This is a genomic window from Pseudomonas hygromyciniae, from assembly GCF_016925675.1.
Taxonomy (GTDB): Bacteria; Pseudomonadota; Gammaproteobacteria; order Pseudomonadales; family Pseudomonadaceae; genus Aquipseudomonas; species Aquipseudomonas hygromyciniae.
In genome coordinates this window covers 2,341,052-2,366,152 of the sequence record NZ_CP070506.1, presented here as the reverse complement: position 1 = coordinate 2,366,152, position 25,101 = coordinate 2,341,052, and the positions used below count along the sequence as shown (strand labels likewise).

The 25,101-nt window shown below is 62.9% G+C and carries 24 protein-coding genes and 1 pseudogene; 13 read left to right on the top strand and 12 right to left on the bottom strand.

The genetic code is table 11. The annotated features are described in order from the left end of the window. Positions 1-41: 41 nt before the first annotated feature. Genes JTY93_RS10380 through JTY93_RS10365 form a run of 4 tightly spaced genes read right to left on the bottom strand, consistent with a single transcriptional unit; the run spans position 42 to position 3,565 of the window. Positions 42-758: an ABC transporter ATP-binding protein gene (locus JTY93_RS10380; RefSeq protein ID WP_092235636.1), complete on the bottom strand. Its 717-nt coding sequence runs from the start codon at positions 756-758 to the stop codon at positions 42-44. Beyond that, positions 751-1,524, bottom strand: coding sequence for an ABC transporter ATP-binding protein (locus JTY93_RS10375; protein ID WP_029292970.1), 774 nt, complete (start codon positions 1,522-1,524; stop codon positions 751-753). The genes JTY93_RS10380 and JTY93_RS10375 overlap by 8 nt, the downstream gene beginning before the upstream one ends. Then, the gene (locus JTY93_RS10370) at positions 1,521-2,621 is read right to left on the bottom strand and encodes an ABC transporter permease subunit (RefSeq protein ID WP_169996423.1); all 1,101 of its coding nucleotides are present in this window, start codon (positions 2,619-2,621) and stop codon (positions 1,521-1,523) included. Before JTY93_RS10370 ends, JTY93_RS10375 begins: the two co-directional genes overlap by 4 nt. Continuing rightward, positions 2,618-3,565: a branched-chain amino acid ABC transporter permease gene (locus JTY93_RS10365; RefSeq protein WP_205478542.1), complete on the bottom strand. Its 948-nt coding sequence runs from the start codon at positions 3,563-3,565 to the stop codon at positions 2,618-2,620. Before JTY93_RS10365 ends, JTY93_RS10370 begins: the two co-directional genes overlap by 4 nt. 208 nt (positions 3,566-3,773) lie before the next feature. Here JTY93_RS10365 and JTY93_RS10360 point away from each other — a divergent pair, with 208 nt between their 5' ends. The 3 genes and pseudogenes from JTY93_RS10360 to JTY93_RS10350 all read left to right on the top strand — a co-directional run bounded on the left by JTY93_RS10360 (position 3,774) and on the right by JTY93_RS10350 (position 5,702). Beyond that, complete coding sequence (locus JTY93_RS10360) at positions 3,774-4,679, top strand: LysR substrate-binding domain-containing protein (protein ID WP_205478530.1); 906 nt, start codon at positions 3,774-3,776, stop codon at positions 4,677-4,679. Between the two features lie 73 nt (positions 4,680-4,752). Next, positions 4,753-5,206: pseudogene (locus JTY93_RS10355) on the top strand (thiol-disulfide oxidoreductase DCC family protein). A gap of 67 nt (positions 5,207-5,273) precedes the next feature. Continuing rightward, the gene (locus JTY93_RS10350; protein WP_169996427.1) at positions 5,274-5,702 is read left to right on the top strand and encodes a hypothetical protein; all 429 of its coding nucleotides are present in this window, start codon (positions 5,274-5,276) and stop codon (positions 5,700-5,702) included. Between the two features lie 136 nt (positions 5,703-5,838). Here the strand turns inward: JTY93_RS10350 and JTY93_RS10345 are convergent, their stop codons facing one another. Beyond that, the gene (locus JTY93_RS10345; RefSeq protein ID WP_029292979.1) at positions 5,839-6,318 is read right to left on the bottom strand and encodes an Lrp/AsnC family transcriptional regulator; all 480 of its coding nucleotides are present in this window, start codon (positions 6,316-6,318) and stop codon (positions 5,839-5,841) included. Between the two features lie 161 nt (positions 6,319-6,479). Between JTY93_RS10345 and JTY93_RS10340 the strand changes: the two genes are divergently transcribed. The 10 genes from JTY93_RS10340 to JTY93_RS29905 all read left to right on the top strand — a co-directional run bounded on the left by JTY93_RS10340 (position 6,480) and on the right by JTY93_RS29905 (position 17,133). After that, positions 6,480-8,294, top strand: coding sequence for a tyrosinase family protein (locus JTY93_RS10340; RefSeq protein WP_205478527.1), 1,815 nt, complete (start codon positions 6,480-6,482; stop codon positions 8,292-8,294). Continuing rightward, positions 8,291-10,036: a DUF8225 domain-containing protein gene (locus JTY93_RS10335; protein ID WP_205478526.1), complete on the top strand. Its 1,746-nt coding sequence runs from the start codon at positions 8,291-8,293 to the stop codon at positions 10,034-10,036. Before JTY93_RS10340 ends, JTY93_RS10335 begins: the two co-directional genes overlap by 4 nt. 158 nt (positions 10,037-10,194) lie before the next feature. Further along, entirely contained in the window at positions 10,195-11,793 is a 1,599-nt protein-coding gene (locus JTY93_RS10330; protein ID WP_205478525.1) for a hypothetical protein, read from the top strand. Next, positions 11,790-12,611 (top strand): hypothetical protein, encoded by an 822-nt coding sequence (locus tag JTY93_RS10325; RefSeq protein ID WP_169996435.1) that lies wholly within the window; start codon positions 11,790-11,792, stop codon positions 12,609-12,611. Before JTY93_RS10330 ends, JTY93_RS10325 begins: the two co-directional genes overlap by 4 nt. Before the next feature lie 176 nt (positions 12,612-12,787). Beyond that, positions 12,788-13,507 (top strand): response regulator transcription factor, encoded by a 720-nt coding sequence (locus JTY93_RS10320; protein WP_205478524.1) that lies wholly within the window; start codon positions 12,788-12,790, stop codon positions 13,505-13,507. Further along, positions 13,504-14,844 carry a sensor histidine kinase gene (locus JTY93_RS10315; RefSeq protein WP_205478523.1) on the top strand — a complete coding sequence of 447 codons (1,341 nt, stop codon included), beginning with the start codon at positions 13,504-13,506 and terminating at the stop codon, positions 14,842-14,844. Before JTY93_RS10320 ends, JTY93_RS10315 begins: the two co-directional genes overlap by 4 nt. Before the next feature lie 194 nt (positions 14,845-15,038). After that, complete coding sequence (locus tag JTY93_RS10310) at positions 15,039-15,326, top strand: iron transporter (RefSeq protein WP_205478522.1); 288 nt, start codon at positions 15,039-15,041, stop codon at positions 15,324-15,326. Beyond that, on the top strand, positions 15,323-16,861 hold the full coding sequence (locus tag JTY93_RS10305) for a PepSY-associated TM helix domain-containing protein (RefSeq protein WP_205478520.1): 1,539 nt from the start codon (positions 15,323-15,325) through the stop codon (positions 16,859-16,861). The genes JTY93_RS10310 and JTY93_RS10305 overlap by 4 nt, the downstream gene beginning before the upstream one ends. A gap of 1 nt (position 16,862) precedes the next feature. Then, a complete protein-coding gene (locus JTY93_RS10300) occupies positions 16,863-17,099 on the top strand; it encodes a DUF3325 domain-containing protein (RefSeq protein WP_311136339.1) in 237 nt (78 codons plus the stop codon). Beyond that, positions 17,077-17,133: a hypothetical protein gene (locus tag JTY93_RS29905; protein WP_375373787.1), complete on the top strand. Its 57-nt coding sequence runs from the start codon at positions 17,077-17,079 to the stop codon at positions 17,131-17,133. Before JTY93_RS10300 ends, JTY93_RS29905 begins: the two co-directional genes overlap by 23 nt. Positions 17,134-17,406: 273 nt before the next feature. Here JTY93_RS29905 and JTY93_RS10295 read toward each other — a convergent pair whose 3' ends face one another. The 7 genes from JTY93_RS10295 to JTY93_RS10265 form a co-directional block, all read right to left on the bottom strand. Continuing rightward, entirely contained in the window at positions 17,407-18,474 is a 1,068-nt protein-coding gene (locus tag JTY93_RS10295; RefSeq protein ID WP_205479004.1) for an NAD(P)-dependent alcohol dehydrogenase, read from the bottom strand. 114 nt (positions 18,475-18,588) lie between these two features. Continuing rightward, the gene (locus tag JTY93_RS10290) at positions 18,589-19,095 is read right to left on the bottom strand and encodes a GNAT family N-acetyltransferase (protein ID WP_169996450.1); all 507 of its coding nucleotides are present in this window, start codon (positions 19,093-19,095) and stop codon (positions 18,589-18,591) included. Between the two features lie 59 nt (positions 19,096-19,154). Continuing rightward, positions 19,155-20,165 carry a PLP-dependent cysteine synthase family protein gene (locus JTY93_RS10285; RefSeq protein ID WP_205479006.1) on the bottom strand — a complete coding sequence of 337 codons (1,011 nt, stop codon included), beginning with the start codon at positions 20,163-20,165 and terminating at the stop codon, positions 19,155-19,157. A 37-nt stretch (positions 20,166-20,202) separates the two neighbouring features. After that, positions 20,203-21,324: a histidinol-phosphate transaminase gene (gene hisC / locus JTY93_RS10280; protein ID WP_240344583.1), complete on the bottom strand. Its 1,122-nt coding sequence runs from the start codon at positions 21,322-21,324 to the stop codon at positions 20,203-20,205. 14 nt (positions 21,325-21,338) lie between these two features. Next, on the bottom strand, positions 21,339-22,730 hold the full coding sequence (locus JTY93_RS10275; RefSeq protein WP_205479010.1) for an MATE family efflux transporter: 1,392 nt from the start codon (positions 22,728-22,730) through the stop codon (positions 21,339-21,341). Beyond that, positions 22,718-23,722: a hypothetical protein gene (locus JTY93_RS10270; protein ID WP_205479012.1), complete on the bottom strand. Its 1,005-nt coding sequence runs from the start codon at positions 23,720-23,722 to the stop codon at positions 22,718-22,720. Before JTY93_RS10270 ends, JTY93_RS10275 begins: the two co-directional genes overlap by 13 nt. A 30-nt stretch (positions 23,723-23,752) precedes the next feature. After that, a complete protein-coding gene (locus JTY93_RS10265) occupies positions 23,753-25,099 on the bottom strand; it encodes an alanine racemase (RefSeq protein WP_205479021.1) in 1,347 nt (448 codons plus the stop codon). Between the last annotated feature and the right edge of the window lie 2 nt (positions 25,100-25,101).

Here is a 25,101-nt window from a genome sequence, read left to right as displayed (position 1 = left end):
TGGCGAAACACGCCGGGCGTCCGGTGGCGTTTGTTATGGGGTTATTCACCGAGGTAGGCACTGCGCACCTCGGGGTGGTCGAGCAATTGGTCACTGGCACCGCTGAGGCTGATGCGCCCGGTGTCCATCACATAGGCGCGGTCAGTCACTTGCAGTGCAAGGCGTGCGTTCTGCTCCACCAGCAGCAGGGTCATGCCCTGGCGGCACACATCATCGATCACCTGGAACAGCTTTTCGACCATGATCGGCGCCAGGCCCATGGACGGCTCATCGAGCACCAGCAGGCGGGGCTTGGACAGCAGCGCACGAGCCAGGGCGAGCATCTGCTGCTCGCCACCGGAGAGCAAGCCGGCCGACTGCTGCAAGCGCTCTTCCAGGCGCGGGAAGTGTTCGAACAACTGGCGGATTTCCAGGTTGACTTGCTGTGGGTCGCGGCGCAGGAATGCGCCGGCCTGGAGGTTTTCCAGCACGCTCATGCGCGCAAAAATGCCACGCCCTTCCGGCACCATGGCGATGCCCAGGGTCAGGCGCTCATGGGGCGCCAGGTTGAGGATCGAACGGCCAGCAAAGCGGATCTGCCCCGCGGCGGCCGGCAGCAACCCGGTCAGGGCCTTGAGGCTGGAACTTTTGCCGGCGCCATTGGCGCCGATCAGCGTGACCCGTTCACCTTCATCAATATGCAGGTCCAGGGACTTGACCGCCTCGATCGCACCGTAGCGCACCTTCAGGCCGTCAATCTGCAACAACGCTTCAGACATGGGCGCCAGCTCCCAGATAGGCCTGGATCACTTGCGGGTGGCGGCGCACTTCGGCAGGCGCCCCCACGGCGATCACGCGGCCGTAGTCCAGCACGCTGATGCGGTCGCACACGCCCATCACCAGCTTCACGTCGTGTTCGATCAGCAGCAAGGTATGGCCGTCATCGCGGATTTTTTCCAGCAGGCTGCGCAGTTGCACTTTCTCGCTGGCATTCATCCCGGCAGCCGGCTCGTCGAGGGCCAGCAGGCGCGGTTCGGTGGCCAGGGCACGGGCAATTTCCAGGCGCCGCTGGTGGCCGTAGGACAGGCTGTCGGCGCGGTAGTGGGCAAACCCGGCCAGGCCGACATAGGCCAGCAGGCGGTGGGCGTGGGCGCGGGTCTGCGCTTCTTCCTCGCGCCCGCGCGAATGCCCGCTCAAGGCCGCCCACACGCCGTTATGGGTGCGCACATGGCGCCCGACCATAACGTTTTCCAGGGCGCTCATGGCGTTGAACAGGCGGATGTTCTGGAACGTGCGCGCGATGCCGGCGCGGGCCACCTGGTGCACCGCCGTGGGCTGGTACTCCTGGCCGTCGAGTTGAAAGCGCCCGGAGTCCGGGGTGTACAGCCCCGTCATCACATTAAAGAAGGTGGTCTTGCCGGCGCCATTGGGCCCGATCAGGCCGTAGATTTCCCCGGCCTCGATACTCAAGCTCACGTCATCGAGCGCGGCCACGCCGCCAAACTGTTTATTGACCTTCTCGATCTGTAATAACGGATGGTTCAAGGTGCACCTCCTGTGCGGCTCGGCCAGAGGCCGGCGGGTCGATACAGCATCGCCAGAATCAGCGCCAGGCCGTAGAACAGCTGGCGGATAATTTCCGGGTCCACCAGCACTTGGCCAAACAGCGCCTGCTGCAAGGGGCCCATGCTGGCGCGCAACGCTTCGGGCAGGGCCGCGAGCAACACGCAGCCCAGAATCACCCCGGGGATATGCCCCATGCCGCCGAGCACCACCATGGCCAGCACGGCGATGGACTCATTGAGGGTGAAGGATTCCGGTGAAACAAAGCCTTGGAACGAGGCAAACAGCGCCCCGCTGATACCGCCAAACGCCGCGCCAATGGCAAACGCCAGCAGCTTCAGGCGCAGGGTATTGAGGCCCATGGCCTGGGCCGCCTCTTCGTCCTCGCGGATCGCCATCCACGCACGGCCGATGCGCGAGCGCTCAAGGCGGATGCAGGCAAACAGGATCAGCACCACCAGCGCGGCGAACAGGTAGTAATAGAGGTAGACCGAGGGCAAGCGCAGGCCGAACAGTTCCTGGGTGCGTCCCAGGTTGACCCCCAGCAGCGTCACCGGATCAACCTGGGCGATGCCTTTGGGGCCGTTGGTGAGGTTCACCGGGCGGTCCAGATTGCGCAGCAGGATGCGGATGATCTCGCCAAAACCCAGGGTGACGATGGCCAGGTAGTCGCCGCGCAGGCGCAGGGTTGGCGCGCCGAGGATCACTCCGAACCCGGCCGCCAGCAGCGCCGCCAGCGGCAGAATCAGCCAGATCGAGGTGTGCATGCCCTCGGGCATCAGCGCCAGCAAGGCCGGGAACTGTTGCAACAGATGGGGCGACGAGAGCAATGCCGCCAGGTAGGCGCCCACCGCGTAGAAGGCGATAAAGCCCATGTCCAGCAGGCCGGCATAACCCACCACGATGTTCAGGCCCAGGGCCAACATGATGTACAGCAGGGCAAAATCCAGGGTACGCACCCAGGTATTGCCGCCGGCATGCCCGACAATCCACGGGGCCAACACCAGGGCCAGGGCAAACAGCAACAAGCCAAGGCTGGCGCGTTTGCTCGAAGGACTCACAGCGGTTGCCAGGCTCATGCGCGGGTCGCCAATCGTTCGCCCAACAGCCCTTGGGGACGGAACACCAGTACCGCGATCAACACGATAAAGGCGAACACATCCTGGTAGTTGCTGCCAAACACGCCGTTGGTGGCGGCCCCGAGGTAGCCGGTGCCCAGGGCTTCGATCAGCCCCAGCAGCAGGCCGCCGAGCATGGCCCCCTTGAGGTTGCCGATACCGCCCAGCACCGCTGCGGTAAACGCCTTGATGCCGGGCAAAAAGCCCATATAGAAGTGCGCGCTGCCATAGTTGCTGGCCATCATGATGCCCGCCAGCGCGGCCAGGGCGCCGCCGATGGCGAAGGTCATGACGATGATGCGATTGGGGTTGATGCCCATCAGGCTCGCCACTTGCGGGTTCTCGGCCACGGCGCGCATGGCCCGACCAAAGCGCGTGCGCTCAACCAACAGCAGCAGCCCGACCATCAGGCTCAACGCCACGCCAATGGTGGTCAGCGCGGTGGCATTGGTCACGGCGGCATGGGTGGCATCGCCGGCCAGTACTTCGATGGGTTCCAGAGGCAGCAATTGCGGGAACATCTGCGGGTTACGGGTCCAGACCAACATGGCGACGGTCTGCAACAACAGCGACACGCCGATACCACTGATCAACGGCGCCAGGCGCGGGGCGTTACGCAAGCGCCGATAGGCAATGCGCTCGATCACTACCGCCAGCACTGCACAAAAGGCCATGGCAATCATCGCCGCCGCCAACAGCAACAGCACCGGTGGCATATCCGGCCAGGTCGTTTGCAGTACACGGATCACCGACAGGCCCACCAGCGCGCCAATCATCAACACATCGCCGTGGGCAAAGTTGATGATCCGCAAAATGCCGTAGACCATGGTGTAACCCAAGGCCACTAGCGCGTAGAGACTGCCCGACAGCAAGCCGTTAAGCAGTTGCTGGATAAACGCATCCATGAGAACCATCAACTCCATATACAAAAACGTCGATGCCAGGGCGCATCGACTAAAAGCCCGAGCGCGGAACACTAGTTATTTATTCTGTTTTTATCAAATATCTGAAAGGAATATGTTTATACCAAATACCAAACGCCCTATTTACGGCATTTTTTTCCACGCTAACGCCGCTTTATTTATCTTTTTTACTTGGTATTTAATTCAACACATGAATAATTTAGAACAGTTAGCTAACGATCCACCTTTACGTGCCGTGCGCACCTTCGAGGCCTTTGCCCGCCATGGTGGCGTGAATGCCGCCGCCCGCGAACTGGGGGTGTCGCCCTCGGCGGTCAGTCATCAACTGCACTTGCTCGAGAGCTTCCTGCAACAACCCCTGACGATGCGCCAAGGCCGCAACCTGGGCCTGACCGAAGAAGGTCGCGAGTACTACCGGGCGATTCGCTCGGCATTCGCGGTACTGCGCAGCGCCACCGAGCACGTGCGGGAAAAAAGCGCGACACGCCAGGTCACCATCAGCCTGATCCCGATGTTCGCCACCAACCTGTTCATCCCAAACCTACCGCAGTTTTTGAGCGACAACCCGGCGCTGGACATCAACATCACCTACGCCAACCACCGCAGCTACCCCAGCGATGCCGCCGACCTGTCGATCCGCTTCGGCACCGGGCACTGGCCGGGTTATCACAGCGAGCCACTGATCAGCGGCGCGGTCACGCCGTTTTGCAGCCGCCAATTCCTGCAGCGCCACGGCCCTATCGACAGCCCCCAAGCCCTCAGCGAGCTGCCACTGCTGCACGACGAAGAGCGCGGCACCTGGGGACAATGGTTCGATGTCGCTGAGGCCAGTCACAGCAACACGCACAATGGTCTGTTGCTGGAGGACGGCCAGTTGACCCTGGTCGCCACCCTCACCGGCCTTGGCTGCTCGCTGCTGCGTGCACCGTTGGTGGCGCCCCTGGTGGCCCGGGGTGAATTGGTGCAACTGTTCGACTTGCCGGTGGATGACGGACGCCAGTATTACCTGTGCCGCCGGGCCAACAGCGAGTTGTCGAGTGAGGGCAATAATCTGTATGACTGGATCAAGAGCCGCTTGGGCCAAAGCTCCGTGTAGAAGCTGGCTGGCCGGAGGGATGGTTAAGATGGGGTATGATCCGGGGCCCCAGAGCCTCATTGGACCCACCCTTATGCCCGGTTCCTTTACCCGCCCGACTCCCGCCCCCCTTGCTCAGTCAAGGTGAGACAGTGGTGCTGTTCGACGGGGTCTGCAAGCTGTGCAATGGCTGGGTAAGGTTCCTGATCCGCCATGACCGCCACCGGCGTATTCGCCTGGCGGCAGTCCAGTCGCCCGAGGGCCAGGCGCTGCTCGCTTGGGCCGGCTTGCCCCTGGATCAATTCGACACCCTGGCGGTGATTCGCGACCAACACTACTGGGTACGCTCCAGCGCGGTTCTGCAGATCATCGCCCTGCTCCCCACCGCCTGGCAGCCGCTACAACTGCTGCGTGTACTGCCACGGGTACTGCGCGACTGGGTCTATGACCGTATTGCACGCAACCGCTATAGGCTCTTTGGCCGATACGACAGTTGCCTGTTACCCCATCCTGATCATGCACAACGCTTCTTGAAAACCCCGCGATGAGCACGGATCGTGCTGGTATGATGCCGCGCTTTGAAAAACCAGCTGTAGACCTGCGAGGAAATGCACCTTGAGTAACGACGCAAAAATGACCGGCGACCTGTTCGAAGTGGACAAGCGCCTGTCGCTCAAGCCCGTGGTGGACTTCAATAGCTATCTGCTGGCGGCCTTTGGCGACGGCCCTTGCACCTGCGTGCGCTGTGTTGCCAGCGCGGGTGACGAGAAAGGTTACGAGTATCAGCACAGCTTCAACTTCCAGGGCCAGGTGACCCACCGGCGCTTTGCGTTGACCGCTGGCAGTGATGTGCTGCAGATGTTGAAAAAGGCCTGGCTGTCCTATACCAAGGCCGAACTGCCGGGCAGTGGCGATTTGGCGCTGGAGACGGTAAAGGAGTTTGTCGAGCCGCAGTTGCACAAGCGTTTACTGCCGTTGTTGCTGGCCAGCGGATTGGTCAAGGATGTCGAGGGTGGCTTGCAGCTTCAGGCTGTCGCGGCCTGATAGACAAGCGGATCATGACAGCGAACGCATAACCCTGTGGGAGCGGGCTTGCTCGCGATGGCGGTGGGTCAGCCAAAACAGGTGCTGACTGATCTACCGTAATCGCGGGCAAGCCCGCTCCCATACAAGCCGGCGTCTACAAGTCTGGAGGAAGGTGCTGTACGCCTTGCAGCGGCAGTTCATAAGACTTCTTCACCGTGCGCACCACCAAGGTCGACGAATAGGTGCGGATCGGAATATCCCGATAAGTGTCGAGAAACCGATAGATGTATTCGGTGTACTCCGTGGCATCGCGAAACTTGGCCACCATCACAAAATCAAACTCCCCGGTCATCAGGTAGCAGTCCTGAATCTCCGGGTGGTTGGCCAGGATGTGCTGCATCTTGCGATCAATGTCGTTGCTGTCCTTGTCGAGCTTGATCAAAAAGAACGCTGTGACCTGGATCCCCAGCTTTTTTTCATCCAGCACCGCGACTTTCGCCTTGATGATGCCCACGCTCTCCAGGCGCCGGATGCGCCGGTAACAACTGGTCGAGGACAACCCCACGCTGTCGCTGAGCAGGTCCAGGCTCTGGGTGCAATCCTTCTGCAATTTGCCGAGAATTTTCAAATCCATGGCGTCTGTCATTATTTCCACTTCTTCCTTGAGAAAACTGCAATGAATCCGCCGTAAAGGCCGGCCAATTTGCACAAATCACTGCACAGTGGCCCGTTACTATCAACTCCAGCTTAGCAGCCCCGGAAAATCCAGCATTGGGGCCGCGTGAGAGGGATCTTATGATAGTCGCGAAACCGACATGGGCCGCTGATATCCAAGGGCTTTTCACCGCGCCTTACTGGATACCAACGGCAGATCGCGCCAACGTCGCAGGCTCGTGGGTGCGCTGCATGAACGCCTACGATGTGTTCCTGGAAGACCCCGACTCGGTCAAGGCCTGGTCCGAAACTATCTACCAGCACCTGGCGTCGCGCAACATGCCGTTGACCCTGGACGACCGGCAATTCTGGCCCATCGACGCCCTGGAAACCTTCCGGCTGTGGGTCAACCAGGGCTGGCGCCTGAACAGCTTTTCGCCATTCGATATCGCCGAGCGCATCCCCCCTCCGGATCTGCCGCACCCGGTCAAGCGTGTGCGCCAGGACATCCGCGCGCTGAGCCAGGAGCAACTGGACCTGTACCGTGCGCGGCTCGACGACGTGATGCTAATCGGCAACCCGGACAGTGGCTCGCCCTGGCAGCGCTATGCCTATATCCATACCAACTGGTGCCTGCATTACCAGGAAGCCTTTGCCTTGTGGCATCGCGCCTACCTGCTGTACCTGGAAGCCTTGATCGACTGCCCGATCCCGTATTGGGACTGGATGGCCGAGGACGCCAGTATTGATGGCAGCCCCCAGGCCGGCCTGCCCCAGGCCTTTCTCGATGAAACCTATGTGCACCCGCACAGCGGCGAAGTGCGGCGTAACCCATTGCGCTATGCGGCGGCCAAGGATGGCCGCTCGAAAGTCTGTGCCTCAGGCAATGTCGAGGGCGTGGATTGCCGCTTCGTGCAGCGCAACCCGCTGTTCTACACCCAGGGCGATCAGCAGCGCTTCAAGCGCACCCAGCTGTTTGGCATGAGCCGGATTTTCCAGCAGCAGGTGGTGGATGCCTTGAAATTCAGGACCTTCAGCCAGCCCCAGGGCGTGCCGGGGTATCCCTGGGCCAATATCACCGTGTTTGATCCACCGCAAAAGGACGAGCTGTACCCCAACCGCACACTGAATTTCGATGGCCTGTTTGAACAGCCCCACGACAACTATCACGGCTGGATCGGCGGCGATATGGCCGATAACGCCTACACCGCGTTTGACCCGGTGTTCTGCTCCTACCACGCCAATATCGATCGCGTGCTGGAGATCTGGATCCGCGCCAACCCGGCGGCGCAGTACACCACCCAGTGCCTGCTCCAGCCGTTTGCCGGCAGCCAGGCCGAGTCGATCACATTCACCAGTGCCGATGCCTGGCGCTATACCACCCTGGGCGATATGGCCCAGGACAGCCGGCATATCGGCTACGACTACGGCACCCCGGTGGCGCCACCGTTCGGCTCCCGGCGCGCCAGCGCGAACACCTGCTGCCCGCACAGTGCCGCGCCTGTCCAGGAGCAGGTCCAGGCCAGCGGCCCATGGGTGGTGTTCGACCATGTGCGCTGCACCCACGACACCTACCTGATCGACGTTTTCCTCAACCAGCCCGACGCCACGCCACAGCAGGTCAACGCGGATAACCCGCACTATGTCGGGCGCTTCAGCCGCATCGGCATGGGGTTGGTGGATGACAAGGGCCGTTGCATCACCCACGGCGTCTGCCGCGCGCTGAATGCCGCGCGCAGTGTCTCGGCGTTGCACCTTGGCCCCACGGACGCCGTGCAGTTGAGCCTGCTGGTCACCCATCTCGATAGTGGCCGGGTATTGGCGCCGCAAGAATACGCGCCGCTGCCTGGCTTTATCGCCCAACTGGTGTGGGACGACCCGCGCCAGACCCTCGCCGACCCTCCCCCGAGTGCCGGTTGCTGCTGCGTTTCTACCCCCCATGGAGATTTGTCATGAGCACGCCCTTCAAGCAATTCACCTCCCCCGCTGGGCAAGCGCCAAAGGACTACGACAAGCTGGGCCTGGAAGACCAGTTACCGCAATTTGAAACCGACTGGAACAACGATATAACCGGCTGGACCGAAGCGGCGATCATCGGCAACCCGTGGTCAGGCCTGTATGACGCGCCCCGCTCGGCCTATTACAACCCGCTGGTCGAGGGCTATGGCGACACCACCCTGCCGGCGATTACCTGGCAACCCTTCCCCAACCGGTTGTGGACCTTTTTCTACAACAACGGCACGGCGGTGATTCCGCAACTGGGCAACAAGGCCATGACCCTGCAACAAGTGATGGAGCTGACCGACAACGGCCAGATCACCATCAACGGCACCCTGTACACCCTGTACGACCCGGACAAGAAAGGCACCCTGCTGCAATTGCCAGTGACCCGCTGCCCGACTATCGACTGGAACGGCAAATACAAAGACTTCTCGCCCTCCGGACCACGGGGCTGGCTGGACGAATACTGCGAATGGTCGATCGTGCGCGATACCAACGGCAAGATGCGCAAGATCACCTTCACCAGTGAAAACCCGGCGTACTTCCTGGCCATGTGGCGCATCGATCCGAATGCCGTGCTGGGCTTGTATCGCGACTACATCGACCCGAATGTGCAACTGCAAGATCTCTATCTGCGCTACACCGCCGACTGCAAGACCGGCAAGGCCGGTGACCCGGTGATTGACCCGACCACTGGCCTGCCGGCCTACGACACGGTCAACAAATGGAACTCCGGCACTGCCTGCACCCCCGGCCAGTTCGGCGGCGCAATGCACCTGACCTCGGGGCCCAACACCCTCAGCGCCGAGGTGTACCTGGCGGCGGCGGCCACGATCATGCGCCCCCTGAAAAGCAGCCAGAGCGCCCAGGCCCTGATCTGCTGCGCGCAGTATGGCCAGAACTATCGCAACTCCGACCCCCATATCGGCTTTGCCGCCAATGAGGCGACCAATGATGGGGCCACCCCCAGCCGGATTTCCCTGACCAACCCCATCGCCCTGTACCTGCAACAGCCGACCAACTTCAATGCATGGAAAGGCCCCCAAGGCCAGGATGTGAGCCAGTACTGGCGCATTACTCGCGGCACCGCCAAATCGGCGATCAACGGCTCTGACCAGATCCTGCAGGCGGTGTTTGAGGTCCCGGAAAGTGCGGGGTTCTCGATCAACGACATCACCATCAACGGCCAGCCGGTGAACTATGTGTGGGTAATTGCCCAGCAATTGCTGGTGGGCCTGAGTGTCACCACCATGCCGAGCACCGCGCAGGAGCAATCGCTTTGCGTGCAGGATCGGGTCGATGGCCTACAACCCTGGCCGGTGCAGCTGTTGCCGCTGGACTTGTTCTACGGCCAGTCGCCCACTGACCTGCCGGCCTGGCTGGCCCCAGGCACCAGCGGACAATTCGCGCTGGTGGTACAAGGCGCCGACCTCAAGACCACCGCCGCCACCGCACGGATCCAGTTCAACAACCCCGGGGTCACGGCAGAGGTCACGGAGTTCCTGCCCGACGCCTCGGCCATTCCGGGCCAGACCAATGCGGGCGGTACCCAGGGTTACATCATGACCATCACTGTCGCGAAAAACGCGGCGCCGGGACTGGTGACAGTGCGCGCGCTCAATCCGGGCGAGGCGGATAACGTCAGCGCGGCGGACCACCCTTGGGAGTCCGGGCTGGCGCTGGTGCCATCCCTTTAAGGGCAAACACCACCCCCCTGTGGGAGCTGGCTTGCCAGCGAGAATCCTCAACGAAAACGCGGGGTATCTGATGCCCAGCGGTGCGCTCAGGTTTTTCGCCGGCAAGCCGGCTCCTACACAACGGCTAGAGGCTTCACCTTCATGCAAGGAGCGCGATGATGTACAGATTTCGCTTACGTGGTCTGCTGCTGGTCGGCACGCTACTGTCACTGTTTCTCCTGCCCTCGGCCCACGCGTCCGATGCCGATAACTGCGTCCAGCAGCAACTGGTGTTCGACCCAAACAGCGGCGGGTTTCTACCGGTCAACAACTTCAACACCACCGGCCAGAGCTTTATGAACTGCTTTGGCTGGCAATTGTTCATTGCCCTGAACTGGCCGGTGAACCCTGGATGGCCGGCCGATGCCAGCCTGGCGGGCGAACCGGACAGGACGATCACCGTCAAGCAATTCGGCGTACCCACCACCGCCGGGCAACCGATGAGCGTGGCGCCGGTCTGGGCCAGCTACAAGGACGCCAATGAGATTTTCCTGCCCGGCGCGCCAAAGCCCAGTGATTGGGGGGTGCAAACCCTGGTGCCGGCCAATTGCAGCAGCCAGGGCAGCCTGCAAGCGCTATCGGTCGGCGCACGCAAGTTTATGAACGCCACCTCGGAAAGCGCGACCAACGCCAAGCATCGCTTCCACTTGTCCAGCGGTACCCTGGCGTCGATTCCCGACCCGATCATGGAAGCCGCCGGTGGCTGGCTGACGGACCAGACCGGCAACCTGGTGTATTTCGAGCGCAAGGTGGGCAAGGCCGAGTTTGACTATATCGTCAAGTACGGGCTGTACGATGCCGCCAACCAACTGACCGTGGCACAGAACAGCGATGGCAATCACCCGGCCGGTCTGTCCCTGCCCGCTGGCGAGCTGATGCGCTCGATGCCGACAAAACCCCTGCCCCAGGAAGAACTGGGCGCCCTGGAGCTCAAGGCCGCCTGGCGCATCCTCACTGGCAAACCCCAGCTCTACGGGCGCTACCTGACCACCGTGGCCTGGCTCAAGAACCCCGCCACCCTGCAATGCACCCAACAAGTGGTGGGCCTGGTGGGCCTGCATATCATCAACAAGACCCAGAGTTCACCGAACTTCATCTGGACCACCTTCGAGCAAGTAGACAACGTACAAGAGCCAGGCCAAGTACCTGCGCAACAGACACCGCCCGACGGCTATACCTTCTACAATCCCAACTGCACCGGTGGTCCTGACGTGTGCATGGCGAACGTAGCCCGTATCCAGTGCCAACAGCACCACCCTGATCGCGAATGCACCGAACCCTATCCACGCGACCAGCCGGTGCAGACCACCCGCGAACACCCCTTGCCTTCGGACATACAGGCGCTCAACGGCGCCGTGCAGGCCAGCTTCGCCCAGCAGACCAACGGCCAGTCGGTGTTCCAGTACTACAAGCTAGTCAATGTGCTGTGGATCACCGCCCCGACCGCACCGGACCCGGAGCCGGGCGCGGGTGCGAAGGTGCCCCTGTCCTATGGCGCCTTTATCAGCGATAGCAACGTACCGGTGGCCAATACCACCATGGAGACCTACGTCCAGAGCATGGACTGCAATGCCTGCCATCAGCAGGCGACGATTGCCGGCAGCAGCAACCTGGCCTCGGACTTCTCGTTCCTGTTCAACAACGCCGATTCGGCCAAGCAAAAAAGCCTGATCAAGCGCGTACATGCCTTCGAAACCCTCAAGGATGGCCAACCATGAAACGCTCCCTTGCAACCCTACTGCTTGCGCTGTCGATGGCCCTCGCGCCGCTGGCCTTTGCCCATTCACCCCATGAACTGCACGCCGTCAGCAACGGCGCCGATGCCGATGCGCCGGGCAACCACGGCATGTTCATGGTCGGTTCGCAGACCCTGTTCCTGGTCCACATGCCAATGTTCACCACGGAAAAGCACATGTACCAGATCGTCCTCCAGGCCAGCCTGCCCGCAGACGTAATGGCCAAGTACCAGGCGCTGCGCGCGGCCAACCCGAGCAAGCCGTATAACCTGATCAACGTCGATAACGACACGTTCACCCTGCCTCAGCTCAAGGCCGGTGAAGTGACCTCGTTCAAGGCCACGATCTTTGACGGCTACTCCAACGATGGCGGCGGCACCCCGGGACCGGTGCTGTTTGACAACGTGCCGGTAACGGTCGAATCGGTGGTGATCTACCGGCCATTCAACCTGGGCATCGATCGGCCTAAACAGCTGGTGTACACCCTGTTTGGCCGGGGCAATGAGGCGCACCTGACGCACTACATCGCCCAGGATCCGGACTTCCAGGAAATCATCACCCTGCCTGGGCCACCGGCGCCGTTTTCGGCGGCGCAATTGGTGTCGACGGTAGATTTGAATTTCACCACCGTGCAGTCGTTGCCGATTGTCTGCCAGTCGCCGCTCAAGCCTGGGGTTTACCCGACCTTGCTGGAAGGGCGTGCGGATGCGCCGGTGGCGCTGGATCTGGGACCGGCGGCGCAGCGCGTGTGGTATTCGACGGGGAATCTGTTGAACAAAAACGATCCTTGTCAGCCCTAGGATTTGCCGAAGGGCGCGCGGGCCCCAGGACCCGACTCAATGTGGCGTATGTGGATGATCCGGTGTTCTGCCGGATCATCCGGCAAATACAGCAATAAACCGCAATCAATAGGAATGTGCCGAGAGTTTTGTCAGAATGCGCAACTTAGAAACATTCGCATTCGCAGGAAATTCCCATGCACCCCCCCCACTCGCTCCCCGCTGCGCGCCGTATTCTCGCCGTCGAGGATGATCCGGTGCTCGCCGCCCACCTGGACAGCCACCTGGGCCAGCGTGGCTTCGAGGTCACGTTGCGCCAGAGCGGTGGCGAAATCGTCGAACTGGTGCGCGCGCAACCTTTCGACCTGATCTTGATGGATATCATGCTGCCGGGCTGCAGCGGCCTGGAGGTGCTCACGCAACTGCGCCGGCATCAACGGGTGCCGGTGATCCTGATGTCGGCCCTCGGTGCCGAGCAGGACCGCATCACCGGTTTCAGCCAGGGCGCCGACGATTACCTGCCCAAGCCGTTCAGCATGCTGGAAATGGATGTGCGCATCGACGCGATCCTGCGCCGCGTGGCCTATGAACATGAGGTGCCGGGCACGGCGCGCAATGAGGACCCGCAACTGACATTCGACGAGCAACGCACCGATGTCAGCCTCGATGAGCGGTGGGCCGACCTGACCACCACCGAATATCGAGTCCTGGAAACCCTGGTGGCCCATGTCGATGAGGTGCTGACCAAGGCGTTCCTGTACCAGCAGGTGATGCACCGAGCCTACTCCCGGCATGATCGCAGCCTGGACATGCATGTCAGCCGTATCCGCCGCAAGTTGCAGGCCATCGGCTACACCGCCGGGCGCGTGGAGACGGTCAGGAGTACCGGCTACCTACTGACCCGGCTGGCCCCATGAAGCTGCCCAACCGCCATTCCCTGCTATGGAAACTCAGCGGGGTGCTGGCCGTGCTGTGCCTGCTGGTGGTCAGCCTGCAAGTGGACTTGAGCCAGCGCCTGCTGGAAGCCACCGCGAGGTTGCCCGCCCCGACCCGGCAGGTGCTTGTCGATTATGCGCAGCAGGCCGAAACCGCCTTGCGTGAGCACGGCGCAGCGGGCGTTGACGCGTTCCTGCAGACCTTGCAGGCCCGCGAGCAGGTATGGGCGGTGGTGGTGCATGACCACCAGTCGCTGTCCTCGCAAGCCTTGACCCCAATCGAGCGACGCAAGTTGGATTTCGTCCGCCGGATCGACTGGCCGGTCGGTCGTCCCGGTGGCCGGCCGACGTTTTATATCCCGTTCAGCGATGGCGTATCGCGGTTGGTGATGGAGCTGCCCTTGCATCTGGACCCGCGCAAGGACAACGGGCGCTGGTACATCTTGCTGCAACAGGTACTGCCCACAGGCCTGGCGCTGTTATTCGGCGTGCTGTTGTACCGGGTGCTGATTTCGCCGCTGGTGATCCTGCGGCGCCAGGCCAATGCCTTGAGCGCCGGGGACCTGGCCTCACGGGTCGGGGCCCAGGTGACGCGCCGCCGCGATGAATTGGGTGAATTGGCCCGGGCCTTCGATCATATGGCCGAGCGCCTGGAAAGCACGGTGGTGTTGCAACGGCGCTTGCTGCGGGACTTGTCCCACGAACTGCGCACGCCCTTGAGCCGGCTGCGGGTGGCCGGCGAGCGCGAGCCCGACCCGGGTGCCTTGCGCCAGCGCCTGGAGCGCGAAGTGCAAGGCATGGAACGCCTGATCGGCAGCACTCTGGAGCTGGTCTGGCTGGATACCGAACGCCCCTGCATGCCAGTGGAAGCGGTGGAGATGGAGCCGTTGTGGGATCTGCTGCGCGAAGACGCCTGTTTTGAAAGCGGCTGGTCACGCGAGCGCCTGCGCTGCGAGCTGCCCGCAGGCGTTTGGGTACTGGGCAACCTCAACGGCCTGGCCCAGGCCCTGGAAAATATTCTGCGCAATGCCATCCGCCATTCCCCCGAACAGGGTGTGGTGCGCTTGACCGGTGTGCTTGAGGGCGATTTCTGGCACCTGTGCATTCAGGACCAGGGCAACGGCATCGAGCCCGACAAGCTGGAACAGATCTTCCTGCCCTTCACCCGCCTCAATGCTGCCCGCCCGGGCGGTGACGGTTATGGCCTGGGCTTGTCGATTGCGCGCAGCATCGTGCAGTTGCAAGGCGGTCAGTTGTGGGCGCAGAACACCACACCCGGGCTGTGCCTGCACCTGCGGCTCAAAGTGTATAAGTTGTAAATTGCGTTTACTCCCACATGAGAATCACTAGCATTCGAGCCCTGAATTTCTTGTGACCACTCAACCTATGTGGGATCGGCTTGTATGGGAGCTGGCTTGCCTGCGATGGCATCACCTCAAAATTACCTGATAGACCGAGGCGTCTGCATCGCAGGCAAGCCAGCTCCCACAGGTCTAACGCTGATGAGCCCTCCATGAAAAGCAAATCCCAAGCGTTGCCGACACTCTCGCGGATTGTCGCCGCGCTGATCGGCGGTTACCTGTTTACCTATGCGTTTACCGCCGCCCTGGCGCGCCTGTTGCCCATGGACAAGGTGGACGCGCTGGTGGTCGCCAGCCTGCCCTCCTTCCTGATCTACACCCTGGCGATTCTCTGGGCCTTCGCCTGTCGCAACGCCTGGAGCGCGTGGGCCGGGATGGCCCTGGCGCTGCCGTTGGCCGCCATCGGCTTCTGGCCACACTGGCGTGAGGTGCTGGGATGAAACACAAGACCCTGACCCAATCCATGGCCTGGCTGCACACCTGGAGCGGGTTGATTTTTGGCTGGTTGCTGTTTGCGATCTTCCTGACCGGCACCCTGGCGGTGTTCGACAAGGAAATCGACGGCTGGATGCGCCCGGAAATCCCCGCCACCCGCCTGTCGCAAAGCGCCGCCGCGCAACAGGCCCTCGGCTATCTGGCGCGCCAGCATCCCGAGGCGAAGACCTGGAACATCGGCCTGCCCGGCGAGCGCTCCGACACCCTGACAGTATCGGCCGGCGAACAACGCCGTGGCGGCGGCACCGCGCTCGACCCGCACACCGGCGAGCCCCTGGCCGTGCGCGAAACGGCCGGTGGCGGGTTCTTCTTCCGCTTCCACTTCACCCTCAACCTGCCCCGTGACCTGGGGATCTGGACCGTCGGGCTGGCCGCCATGGCGATGCTGGTGGCGCTGATCAGCGGGATTGTGATTCACAAGAAGTTCTTCAAGGACTTCTTCACCTTCCGCCCGGCCAAGGGCCAGCGTTCGTGGCTGGATGCGCACAATGCGACGGCTGTGCTGGTACTGCCCTTTCACCTGATGATCACCTATACCGGGCTGGTGATTTTCTACCTGATCTACATGCCGGCGGCGGTGGATGCACTGTTCGATGGCGATCGCGACAACCTGGGCCGCGCCCTGCGCGGTGCGCCCGCCGAACAGCAGGTGCGCGGCGAACGCCCCACGCCTAGCGAGGCGGCCGAGCTGACGGCGCTTGGGCCCCTGCTGGCCGAAGCGGAGCGAGCCATGGGGCCGGTGTCCAGTCTGTCGATCCACAATCCCGGACGCAGCAACGCGCGGATCGAGGCGCGCCCGGTGCTGGGCAATCGCATCGAGCTGACCAAGGGCCAGAGCATGCTGTTTGACGGGGTCAGCGGTGAAGTCCTGCGCCAACCCGCCGTCAGCCGGCCAAGCCTGCTGACCCAAAAAGTCATGGCCGGCCTGCACTTTGCCCAGTTTGGCGGCTACTCCATGCGCTGGTTGTACTTTGCCTGCGGCCTGGCCAGTTGCGCGATGCTGGCGACCGGGGTGGTGCTGTTTACCGTCAAGCGCCGGCGGCGACACGATGGCGAAGGGGCTGTGGGCGCCCTGCTCTACCACATCGCCGAACGCCTGAATGTGGCGGTGGTGGCCGGGTTGATGGTGGCGTGCGTGGCCTTCCTGTGGGCCAACCGCTTGCTGCCGGTGGAACTGGCCCAGCGCGGTGGCTGGGAGGTGCGGGTGTTTTTCCTGGTGTGGCTGCTGAGCCTGGGCCACGCGATTATCCGCCCCTGGCGCAATGCCTGGCGCGAGCAACTGGGCCTGGCCGCCGCCCTGTGTATTGGCCTGCCGGCCCTGAGTCTGCTGGGGGAGAGCCTGGGTGATTACGCCTACCTGGAATTGACCAGCGTCGCCCTCGGCCTGCTGCTGGCCTGGCCGTGCTGGAAGCTGTACCAGGCGCCCAAGGAGCGCGCCCCACGGCGCGTGGGCAAGCAACCTGTAGCGGAGGTCAACTGAGATGGCATTGATAGCCGCCTTGTTGCTGGCCTGCGCTGGAATGCTCGGCTTATGCCTAGGTTTGGAACGGCACTACAAACAGCTCTGGCACCGCCTGCCCTCGCCCATGCTGCGGTGTGGCTTGCGGGGAATGGGTTGGGTGCTGCTGACCGCCAGCTTTGCCGTGAGCGTGCAGGTGTGGGGGCTGGGCCATGGGGCCAGTGGCGTGGTTTGGCTTGATTTCACTGGCGGGGCTTAGCGTGGCGTTTCTGTTGCCCTACAGCACCCGCTGATTGGCGGCGGGCCGGTTGTTGTAGTCATATGTGGCGAGGGGGGCGTTGCAGCAGGTGGGAACTTACTGTGGATCGCAGATTTTCTGTGGCGAGCGGGCTTGCCCCGCGCTGGGTGGCGAAGCCACCCCAATCGCCTCACCACGTTGTGCCAGATATACCGAAGTGGCTGGTTTTGGGGCTGCTGCGCAGCCCAGCGGGGGCGATACGGCGTTCCGGCAAGCCCCCTCGCCACAACAAGCCCCATCACCACAGCGGGCTTCTTGGATAGGGCTGTCAGGCCGCCTGGATCTCGCGCTTGAGGCTGTCCATATCGATCACGAAGCGGTATTTCACATCGCCCTTGAGCATGCGCTCATAGGATTCGTTGATGCCCTGGATATCAATCATCTCGATCTCCGAGACGATGCCGTGCCGGGCGCAGAAGTCCAGCATGTCCTGGGTCTCCTGGATGCCACCGATCAATGAGCCGGCCAGGCTGCGGCGCTTGAAGATCAGGTTGAATACCGTGGGCGACGGGTGCGGACTGTCCGGCGCGCCCACCAGGGTCATGGTGCCGTCGCGCTTGAGCAGGTTGAGGAACGCGTCCAGGTCATGGGGCGCGGCCACGGTATTGAGGATGAAGTCCAGGCTGTTGGCGACCTTGGCCATTTCGTCCGGGTTCTTCGACACCACCACTTCGTCGGCCCCAAGGCGCAGGCCGTCTTCGCGCTTGTTCGGCGAGGTGGTGAACAACACCACATGGGCGCCCATGGCATGGGCGATTTTCACCGCCATATGGCCCAGGCCACCGAGGCCGACCACGCCGACCCTCTGCCCAGGCCCGACCTTCCAGTGGTGCAGCGGCGAATAGGTGGTGATCCCGGCACACAACAGCGGCGCCACGGCCGCCAATTGCGCCTCGTCGTGGGAGATGCGCAGGACGAACTTCTCCTTGACCACGATGCTGTCCGAGTAGCCGCCAAAGGTGTTCTCGCCCCCAAACACCGGACCGTTGTAGGTACCGGTAAAGCCGTTTTCGCAGTACTGCTCCTCGCCCTCGGCGCAGGATTCACAGTGCTGACAGCTATCGACCATGCAACCGACGCCCGCCAGGTCACCGACCTTGAAGCGGCTGACATTGGCCCCCACCGCCGTCACCCGGCCGACGATTTCATGACCCGGCACCGACGGGTAAAGCGTGTTGTTCCACTCATTGCGTACCGTGTGCAAGTCGGAGTGGCACACCCCGCAATAGAGGATATCGATCTGTACATCGTCAGCACCGGGGGCACGGCGCTCGAAAGTAAAGGGTTTGAGGGCATCCTTGGCGTCACGGGCGGCGTAGCTGTAAGTCTTGGCCATTGCGGTCACCTGTTTGCATCGACATTGAAGGTCAGTTGACCAGCATAGACGCCCAACCGTTCAACCGAAGTCAATCGGCGGTAATCCAGACAAACACCTACCGGCGCCCACAGGTCAGTGAACCACCGCCCGGGTCACCAAAAAGTTCAACAAATGCGGTTCGTCATCCAACTCAATGGCCTGCACCGGGCGCGGCAGGTTGTCCAGTACGCTGCGCCAGAACGCCTGGGAGGCTTCGTCCTGATCGTAGAAACGCACCAGCCAGTCAGCCTCGCCGCTGGTCAGCACCTGAGTGGCCAGGGCGCGGCCTATGCCCTTGCGTCGATAGCGTTTGAGGATAAACAGGTCCGCCAGCTCCAGAGCGTTGATCCCCGGCAGTTCGCTGCGCTCGATCAGCAGGAATCCGGCGATATAGCCGTCCACCAGCAGCAGGTTGGCGCTCCACTGCGGCTCTTGCCAGTAGCGGGCCAGATGTTCTTCATGGATGTAGAAACGGCCATCCTGCTCGACATCTTCCTGTTCCCAATCCGAGGATTCATAGGCATAGAACTGGTAGAGGTTGCAGATCAGCTCGGCCTGTTCCGGGCCGGTTTGGATCAATTCGACAGTGGTGTCACTCATGGCGGGGCTCACGCGGGCGGGGCGCCACAGTAGCGAAGGCCGGCGCCCCAGGCAAGCCGCTAGGCTTGCTGCTTGAGCGGGGGTAGCGCGCCCAACCACTGCTGCAGTTCGCGATGCACCCGGGGCGCCAGCAACTGCCGGTCTGCCATCCATTGGTCGTTGAATACCGTATCGAGGTATTTTTCGCCGCCATCGCACACCAGCGCCACGATGACGCTGTGGGCCGGGGCGTGCCGCGCCTCGCGCAGGGCCTGGTAGACCACACCGCCTGCCGAACCGCCCAGCAGCAGGCCGTAATGCCGGGCCAGGTAGCGCGCGGTTTCAAAGGCTTGGGCATCGCTGACGGTGAGGCCTTTATCAATCAACTCATAGTCGACCACGGCACCGATTTCCGCGCCTTGCGGGGTGCCGGTGCCGGACTGGTGATACGGCGCACCGGGGCCGCCAAAGATCACCGAGCCGCAGGGTTCGACACCGATCACTTGCAGGCCGTGGGCATGGCGTTTCAAGGCCCGCGCGGTGCCGCACAGTGAGCCGCCGGTGCCCACGGCGCCCACCAGGTAGTGGATTTCATCGCCCAGCACCGCACGCAGTTCCGCGGCCAGTTGTGTGTAGCCGTTGGCATTGGCCGGGTTGTGGTGCTGACGGGTCCAATAGGCGCCCTGTTCGTTGGCGATACGCTCGGCCGTGGCATCGCGGTCGGCGGTGGAGAGCCCGCCACCGGGGTCGCCGACCCGCACCAGTTGCGCACCAAAGGCCTGCATCGCACGCAGTTTGTCGGGGCTGGCGTGTTCGTCGACCACGGCGGTGAAGCGGTAGCCACGCTCGGCGGCCAGCAACGCCAGGCCCAACCCGGTGTTGCCCGAGGTCGATTCGACAATCCGCCCACCCGGCTTGAGCTGCCCCGAGGCCTGCGCCTCGTCGAGCATCTGCCGGGCCATGCGGATCTTGGCGGTGCCGGTGGGGTTGAATTGCTCCAGTTTGAGCAGCACGCAGCTGCCGTTTTCGGTGTCGCACAATTTGAGCAGCGGCGTATCGCCGATCAGTTCGGACAGGCAAGTCTTGATCATGGCAACCTCTGGGCAGTATGAAAAACCGGCGCGGCGCTTATCCGGCCAAGGCCGCGACGGCGCGTTGCAGGCTGGCGAGAAACGCCTGGTTTTCCTGGGTCAGGCCCAGGGACACGCGGATGAAACCGGTGTACCCCGGCTCGCGCCAAGCCTTGACGATGATCCCGTCCTTGAGCAGTTCGTCGACCACTTCCAGGGCGTTGCAGGCAGTATCGATAAACAGGAAATTGGCCTGGGACGGCGCCACACGAAACCCCGCCGCCTGCAACCCTTCGGTCAGGCGTCGGCGCTCGATGGCGACAAACTCGCGGCTGCGAATCACATGGTGCGGGTCGAGCCAGGCGGCCTTGGCCGCCTCTTGGGCCATCTGATTGACGTTGTACGGCGTGCGCACCCGGTGCAGCGCATCGACCAGGCTGGGGTGCGAGGCGATGCCATAGCCGATCCGCAACCCCGCCAACCCATAGGCCTTGGAGAACGTGCGCAGGATGATCCACGGCCGCGACTGTGCGCCAAGGATCGCCAAGGCATCGGCGCCGTCCTCGACGAATTCGAAGTACGCCTCGTCGATCACCAGCAAGGTATCGGGATGGGCGGCGGCGACCAGGGCCGTCAGCTCGGCGCTGGACAGCGCCGTGCCCACCGGATTGCAGGGGGTGCTGAGCATCAACAGCTTGGCCGGTTGCTTGAGCGCCGTGTTCCAGGCGTACAGGTTGACGCTGAAGTCCGGGTTGAGCGGCACCTTGTCCACCGTCGCCCCCATCATCAGCGGCAGGCTTTCATGCAGACTGAAACAGGGTTGCTGGGTCACTACCCGATCCTTGGGATCAAGCAACGCCAGGCACAACAGCTCGAGGATATTTTCCGAGCCGTTGCCGAGGATGAGCCTGGCGGGGTCCACACCCAGCTGCCCGGCAATCAGTTGCCGCAGCGCCCGGCCAGTGGGGTCGGGGTAGCGCGCAAGCCCTTCCCCGCCCTGGCGCGTAAGCATCGCAGCGGCTGCCGGCGACATGCCCAGGGGGTTTTCGCAGTTGGACAGTTTGGTCACCATGGGCGTACCCAACTGGCGTGGATCGGCGCCCGGATCATACAAAGGCAAGCGCCGCACACTGGGCCGCACCAGCGCCTCGATGCATTGCGCGGGGTTGTCTTGATGCATGAAACACCTCCTTGTCATGACAGTGCGATGGCGCCCGCGCGGTCCAGCGCCTTGAGTTGCCGTTCAAACGAGACGATCAGCAGCAACGCCGTGGCCGCCAGGCCAATCGCCAAACCGGCCCATACGCCAAAGATCCCGTAAGGTCTGACAATCCCCAGCAACCAGGCAGCGGGCAGCCCCACCAGCCAGTAGCCGAACAGTGAAATACGCAGCGGCCCCGTCGTATCGCCAATGCCGCGCAGGATGCCGTTGCCGATGTTCTGGCTGGCGTCGAACACCTGCAGGACGATGGCGATCAGCAAGCCGGTGGTCGCCAGACGCACCGCATCCAGGTTGTTGGCGTGTTCGGTGCTGATAAACAAGCCGATCACCTGTTCGGGCAGCAGCGCATAGGGAATCGCAAACAGCAGCATGACCAGCACCCCAAGGCCCAGTCCCAGGCGCCCCAGTTGCCGGGCGCGCTGATACTGCCCGGTGCCGCAGGCCTCGCTGATATGGATGGAAGCGGCATGGGAGATCCCCGCCGAGAACATGAACACGATGTAGATGATCTGGTTGAGCACCGTCTGCGCCGCCAGTGCTTCCATGCCCAGGGTGCCGATCAGCAAGGTCAGCACGCTGAAGAACCCGGCCTCGCTGGCATAGGTCCCGGCAATCGGCAGCCCGAGCTTCCACACGGCCTTGATCGCCGCCGGCGAGAAGCGCAAGTGCGCCAGCTTGAAGTAGCCGGCCAGGCGCCGATGGGTCAGCACCACCGCGAAGAACATCAGGAACGACAACAGGAACACCACCGCGCTGGTGATCGCCACCCCCGCCAGCCCGTATGCCGGAACGCCGAACTTGCCGAACACCAGCACGTAGTTCAGCGCGGCCGTGAGGAAGATCGACACCAGGGTGATTGCCAGCAACGGCCCGGGGAATTTCAGGCCCACGGTGAAATGGCGCAGCGCCTGGAACCACAGGCACGGCAACAGGCCCGGCGCAATGATCAGCAGGAAGTCCATGGCATTGGCCACCACACTCGCGTCCTGGCCCAGCCAGGTCAGCGGCTGGCGCAACCCCAGGAGCACGCCCATAAATACCAGGCCGCTGACGGTCGCCCAGAACAGCCCCGCCACCAACAGCGCCCGCACCTGGGCTTCATCGCCCTGGGCATTGGCCTGGGCCACCAGGTTGCTGACGCCCGTGACCAGCCCGGTGCCGGTGGTGCGCAGTTGGTTGAACAGCGCGATGGCCAGGCCGCCAGCCGCCAGCTCCTTGGCGCCCAGGGTACCGAGCACCACGATATCGATGGTGGTCAGGGCCACATACGCAAGGTTGGTCAGGATCAGCGGCAGTGCCAGCAACAGCAGCGCCCGGCTGTCAGCGCGCCAGGCGCCGGGTTGTGCGGCATTCAGGCCGACCATAGCTGGACCCTCTGCCCACGGTTCTGCGCCAGGGCGCGGTCGGCCATCAGGCGACCGAGGGCGACATCGGTCACCACCATGCCGCTGTTGTAGGCAAACACCACATCATCGGGATGGCGCCGTGCGGGCGCCAGGCCCAGGAGGATGTCTGGCAGTTCGGCGTCCACCTCGGGCAGGCTGCCGTCGGCGGCTGCCAGGTCGGCGCTGGTGACCTGCATTTGCGCGGTGTCGGTGGCGATGCGGTAGTCGGCGCCGTGCAGCACGTCGGCATCAATGCCATAACCCACCAACACCGCCACCGCGCCAGGCTTGAGCCAGGCACGCTGCACTTGCTGGCGCGCCGAAAGCCCGGCGACGCCAAGGATGATATCGGCCTCGCCAGCCGCCGCCTGCAGGTCATCGACCACGATCACATCGCGCAGCGGGTAGTGTTTGTGCAGGTTTTCGCGCACCGCACGCAAGCCCTCGGCGTAGTGCCCGTAGACATACAAGCGTTCCAGGTCCGGCATGGCCGCCAGCAACATCGGCAAGGCGATCTGGCCTTGCACGCCGGTACCCACCACCAGCGCCGTGCGAGCATCCGGGCACGCGGCCCTGGCCATCAGTGCCGAGGTCGCCGAGGTGCGCAGCGGGCCGAGCTTGACCACGTCCATCAGGGCAATCGGGTGGCCGGTGCGGTCATCACACAGGAAGATAAACGAGTGGAACTGATAGGCATCGCGGGTGCGTTGCGGATCGTGTTCGTACACCACCTTGAAGCCCACCGTGTGGCTGGCGCCATCGCGGCCGACCATCGAGTAGCTGATGGAGCGGCGGTCAGCCGGCTCGACAATGGTCTTGAGCGGGTTCTGCGAATCGCCGCTGCGCAAGGCCTTGTACGCCTGCTCGACCACCCGCAACACTTCGCGGTAACTCACGCCCAGGTCTTCGAGCGCGGCCTGGGGCAGCACCCAAAGATCGGCGGGCGCAGCGGGTTTGTTCAAACTGTTCACTCAAGACTCCTTGTTGAAGGGTTTGCACGCTCAAGCCAGGCTGTCCAGCTTCCAGCGCAGGTGTCGGTTACGCAGCTCCAGCACCACTTTGTGTGGCAATGGGGCTTCGTGAAATGACGACTCGTTGGAGTCCATCTGATAACCGGCAGTATTGAGGTAGATAAGCAAGTCACCCGCCTGGACCGGGTAGTCGAAGGCGACTTTGCGCCAGGTCAACATGTCTGACTCCAGGCAGGTGGCGCCGCCGATGCACGCAACAAAGGGCGACCGCGGCCGGGGTGTGGCCGGCAGCAGCAACGGGTCAGGCAGAAATTCGCTGTTGAACCACTGTTCGGAGAGGTTGAAGCTGCTGCCCTGCACGGTGACCAGGGCATAGCCGTCGCTGGCGCTGCGGTCCTTGACGCCCTGCACGCGGAACACGCTGATGCCGGCCTGGTCGAGCAAGGCGCGGCCGGGTTCGATGAGCAGCCGCACGCCGTATTCGATGACTTTTTGCGCCAGGCTCAGGCCGGGGCTGACGGGTGTGGCGAGGATGTCGTCGAGGGCCTCGGCGCCGGCACGCGGCGCACCATAGGGATAGAAACCGGCGAAGCCCTTGTCGCTGTGATAGCGCTCGGCGCAGTCCTCGGCCATAAAGGCCTGCCATTGCGCCGGGTCGACATAACGCACGGCAAAGCCACCGCCTAGGTTGACCGTGCGGCAGTTGTCCAGCTCGCTGGCCTGGCACAGGTCGATCAGGTGGCTGGCGACGTGCGCACGCTGTTGGGTGTCATAGCCGCCCAGGTGAAAAGAAAAGCCTTGCAGGTCCAGATTCGTCGCATGTTGGCGGCAGAACACCAGGGCCTGGTCGCACTCCCGGGCATTCAGGCCGAAACGGCTGTGGGGCTGGTTGCTGGGGCAATAACGCAACAACAGGTGCGCCCTTTGTCGCAGGGATTGCGCCAACTGTTGGATACGCAGCAGTTCCTCCAGGGAGTCCACCGCCAACAGGCACTGATGGCTCAAGCTCAGCCCCAGCAATTGATCGCTCTTGCGCGGGCCGGACACGCCGATATCACTGCCGGCCACCCCACCCGCCAAGGCCTTTTGCAGCTCGCCGACGCTGGCGACATCAACCCCAATCGCACACTGCGCGCAGGCCTGGATAAAGCAGTTGGCCTTATTGGCCTTCTTCGCGAACAACAGGCTGCCGCGCACCTGGGCCTGGGTGAAACTGTGCTGGAAGGCTTCGACATTGGCGTGGAATACCTGCGGGCACAGCAGATGCAGGGGCGAGCCGAGACCGTCAACCAACTCGGTCAACGTGTCCGGATGCTGCTCAAGCAGGCGCTCGACCCACAGGTGGCGCAGGCCAGGCAATGAGCTGGAATACGTCATGG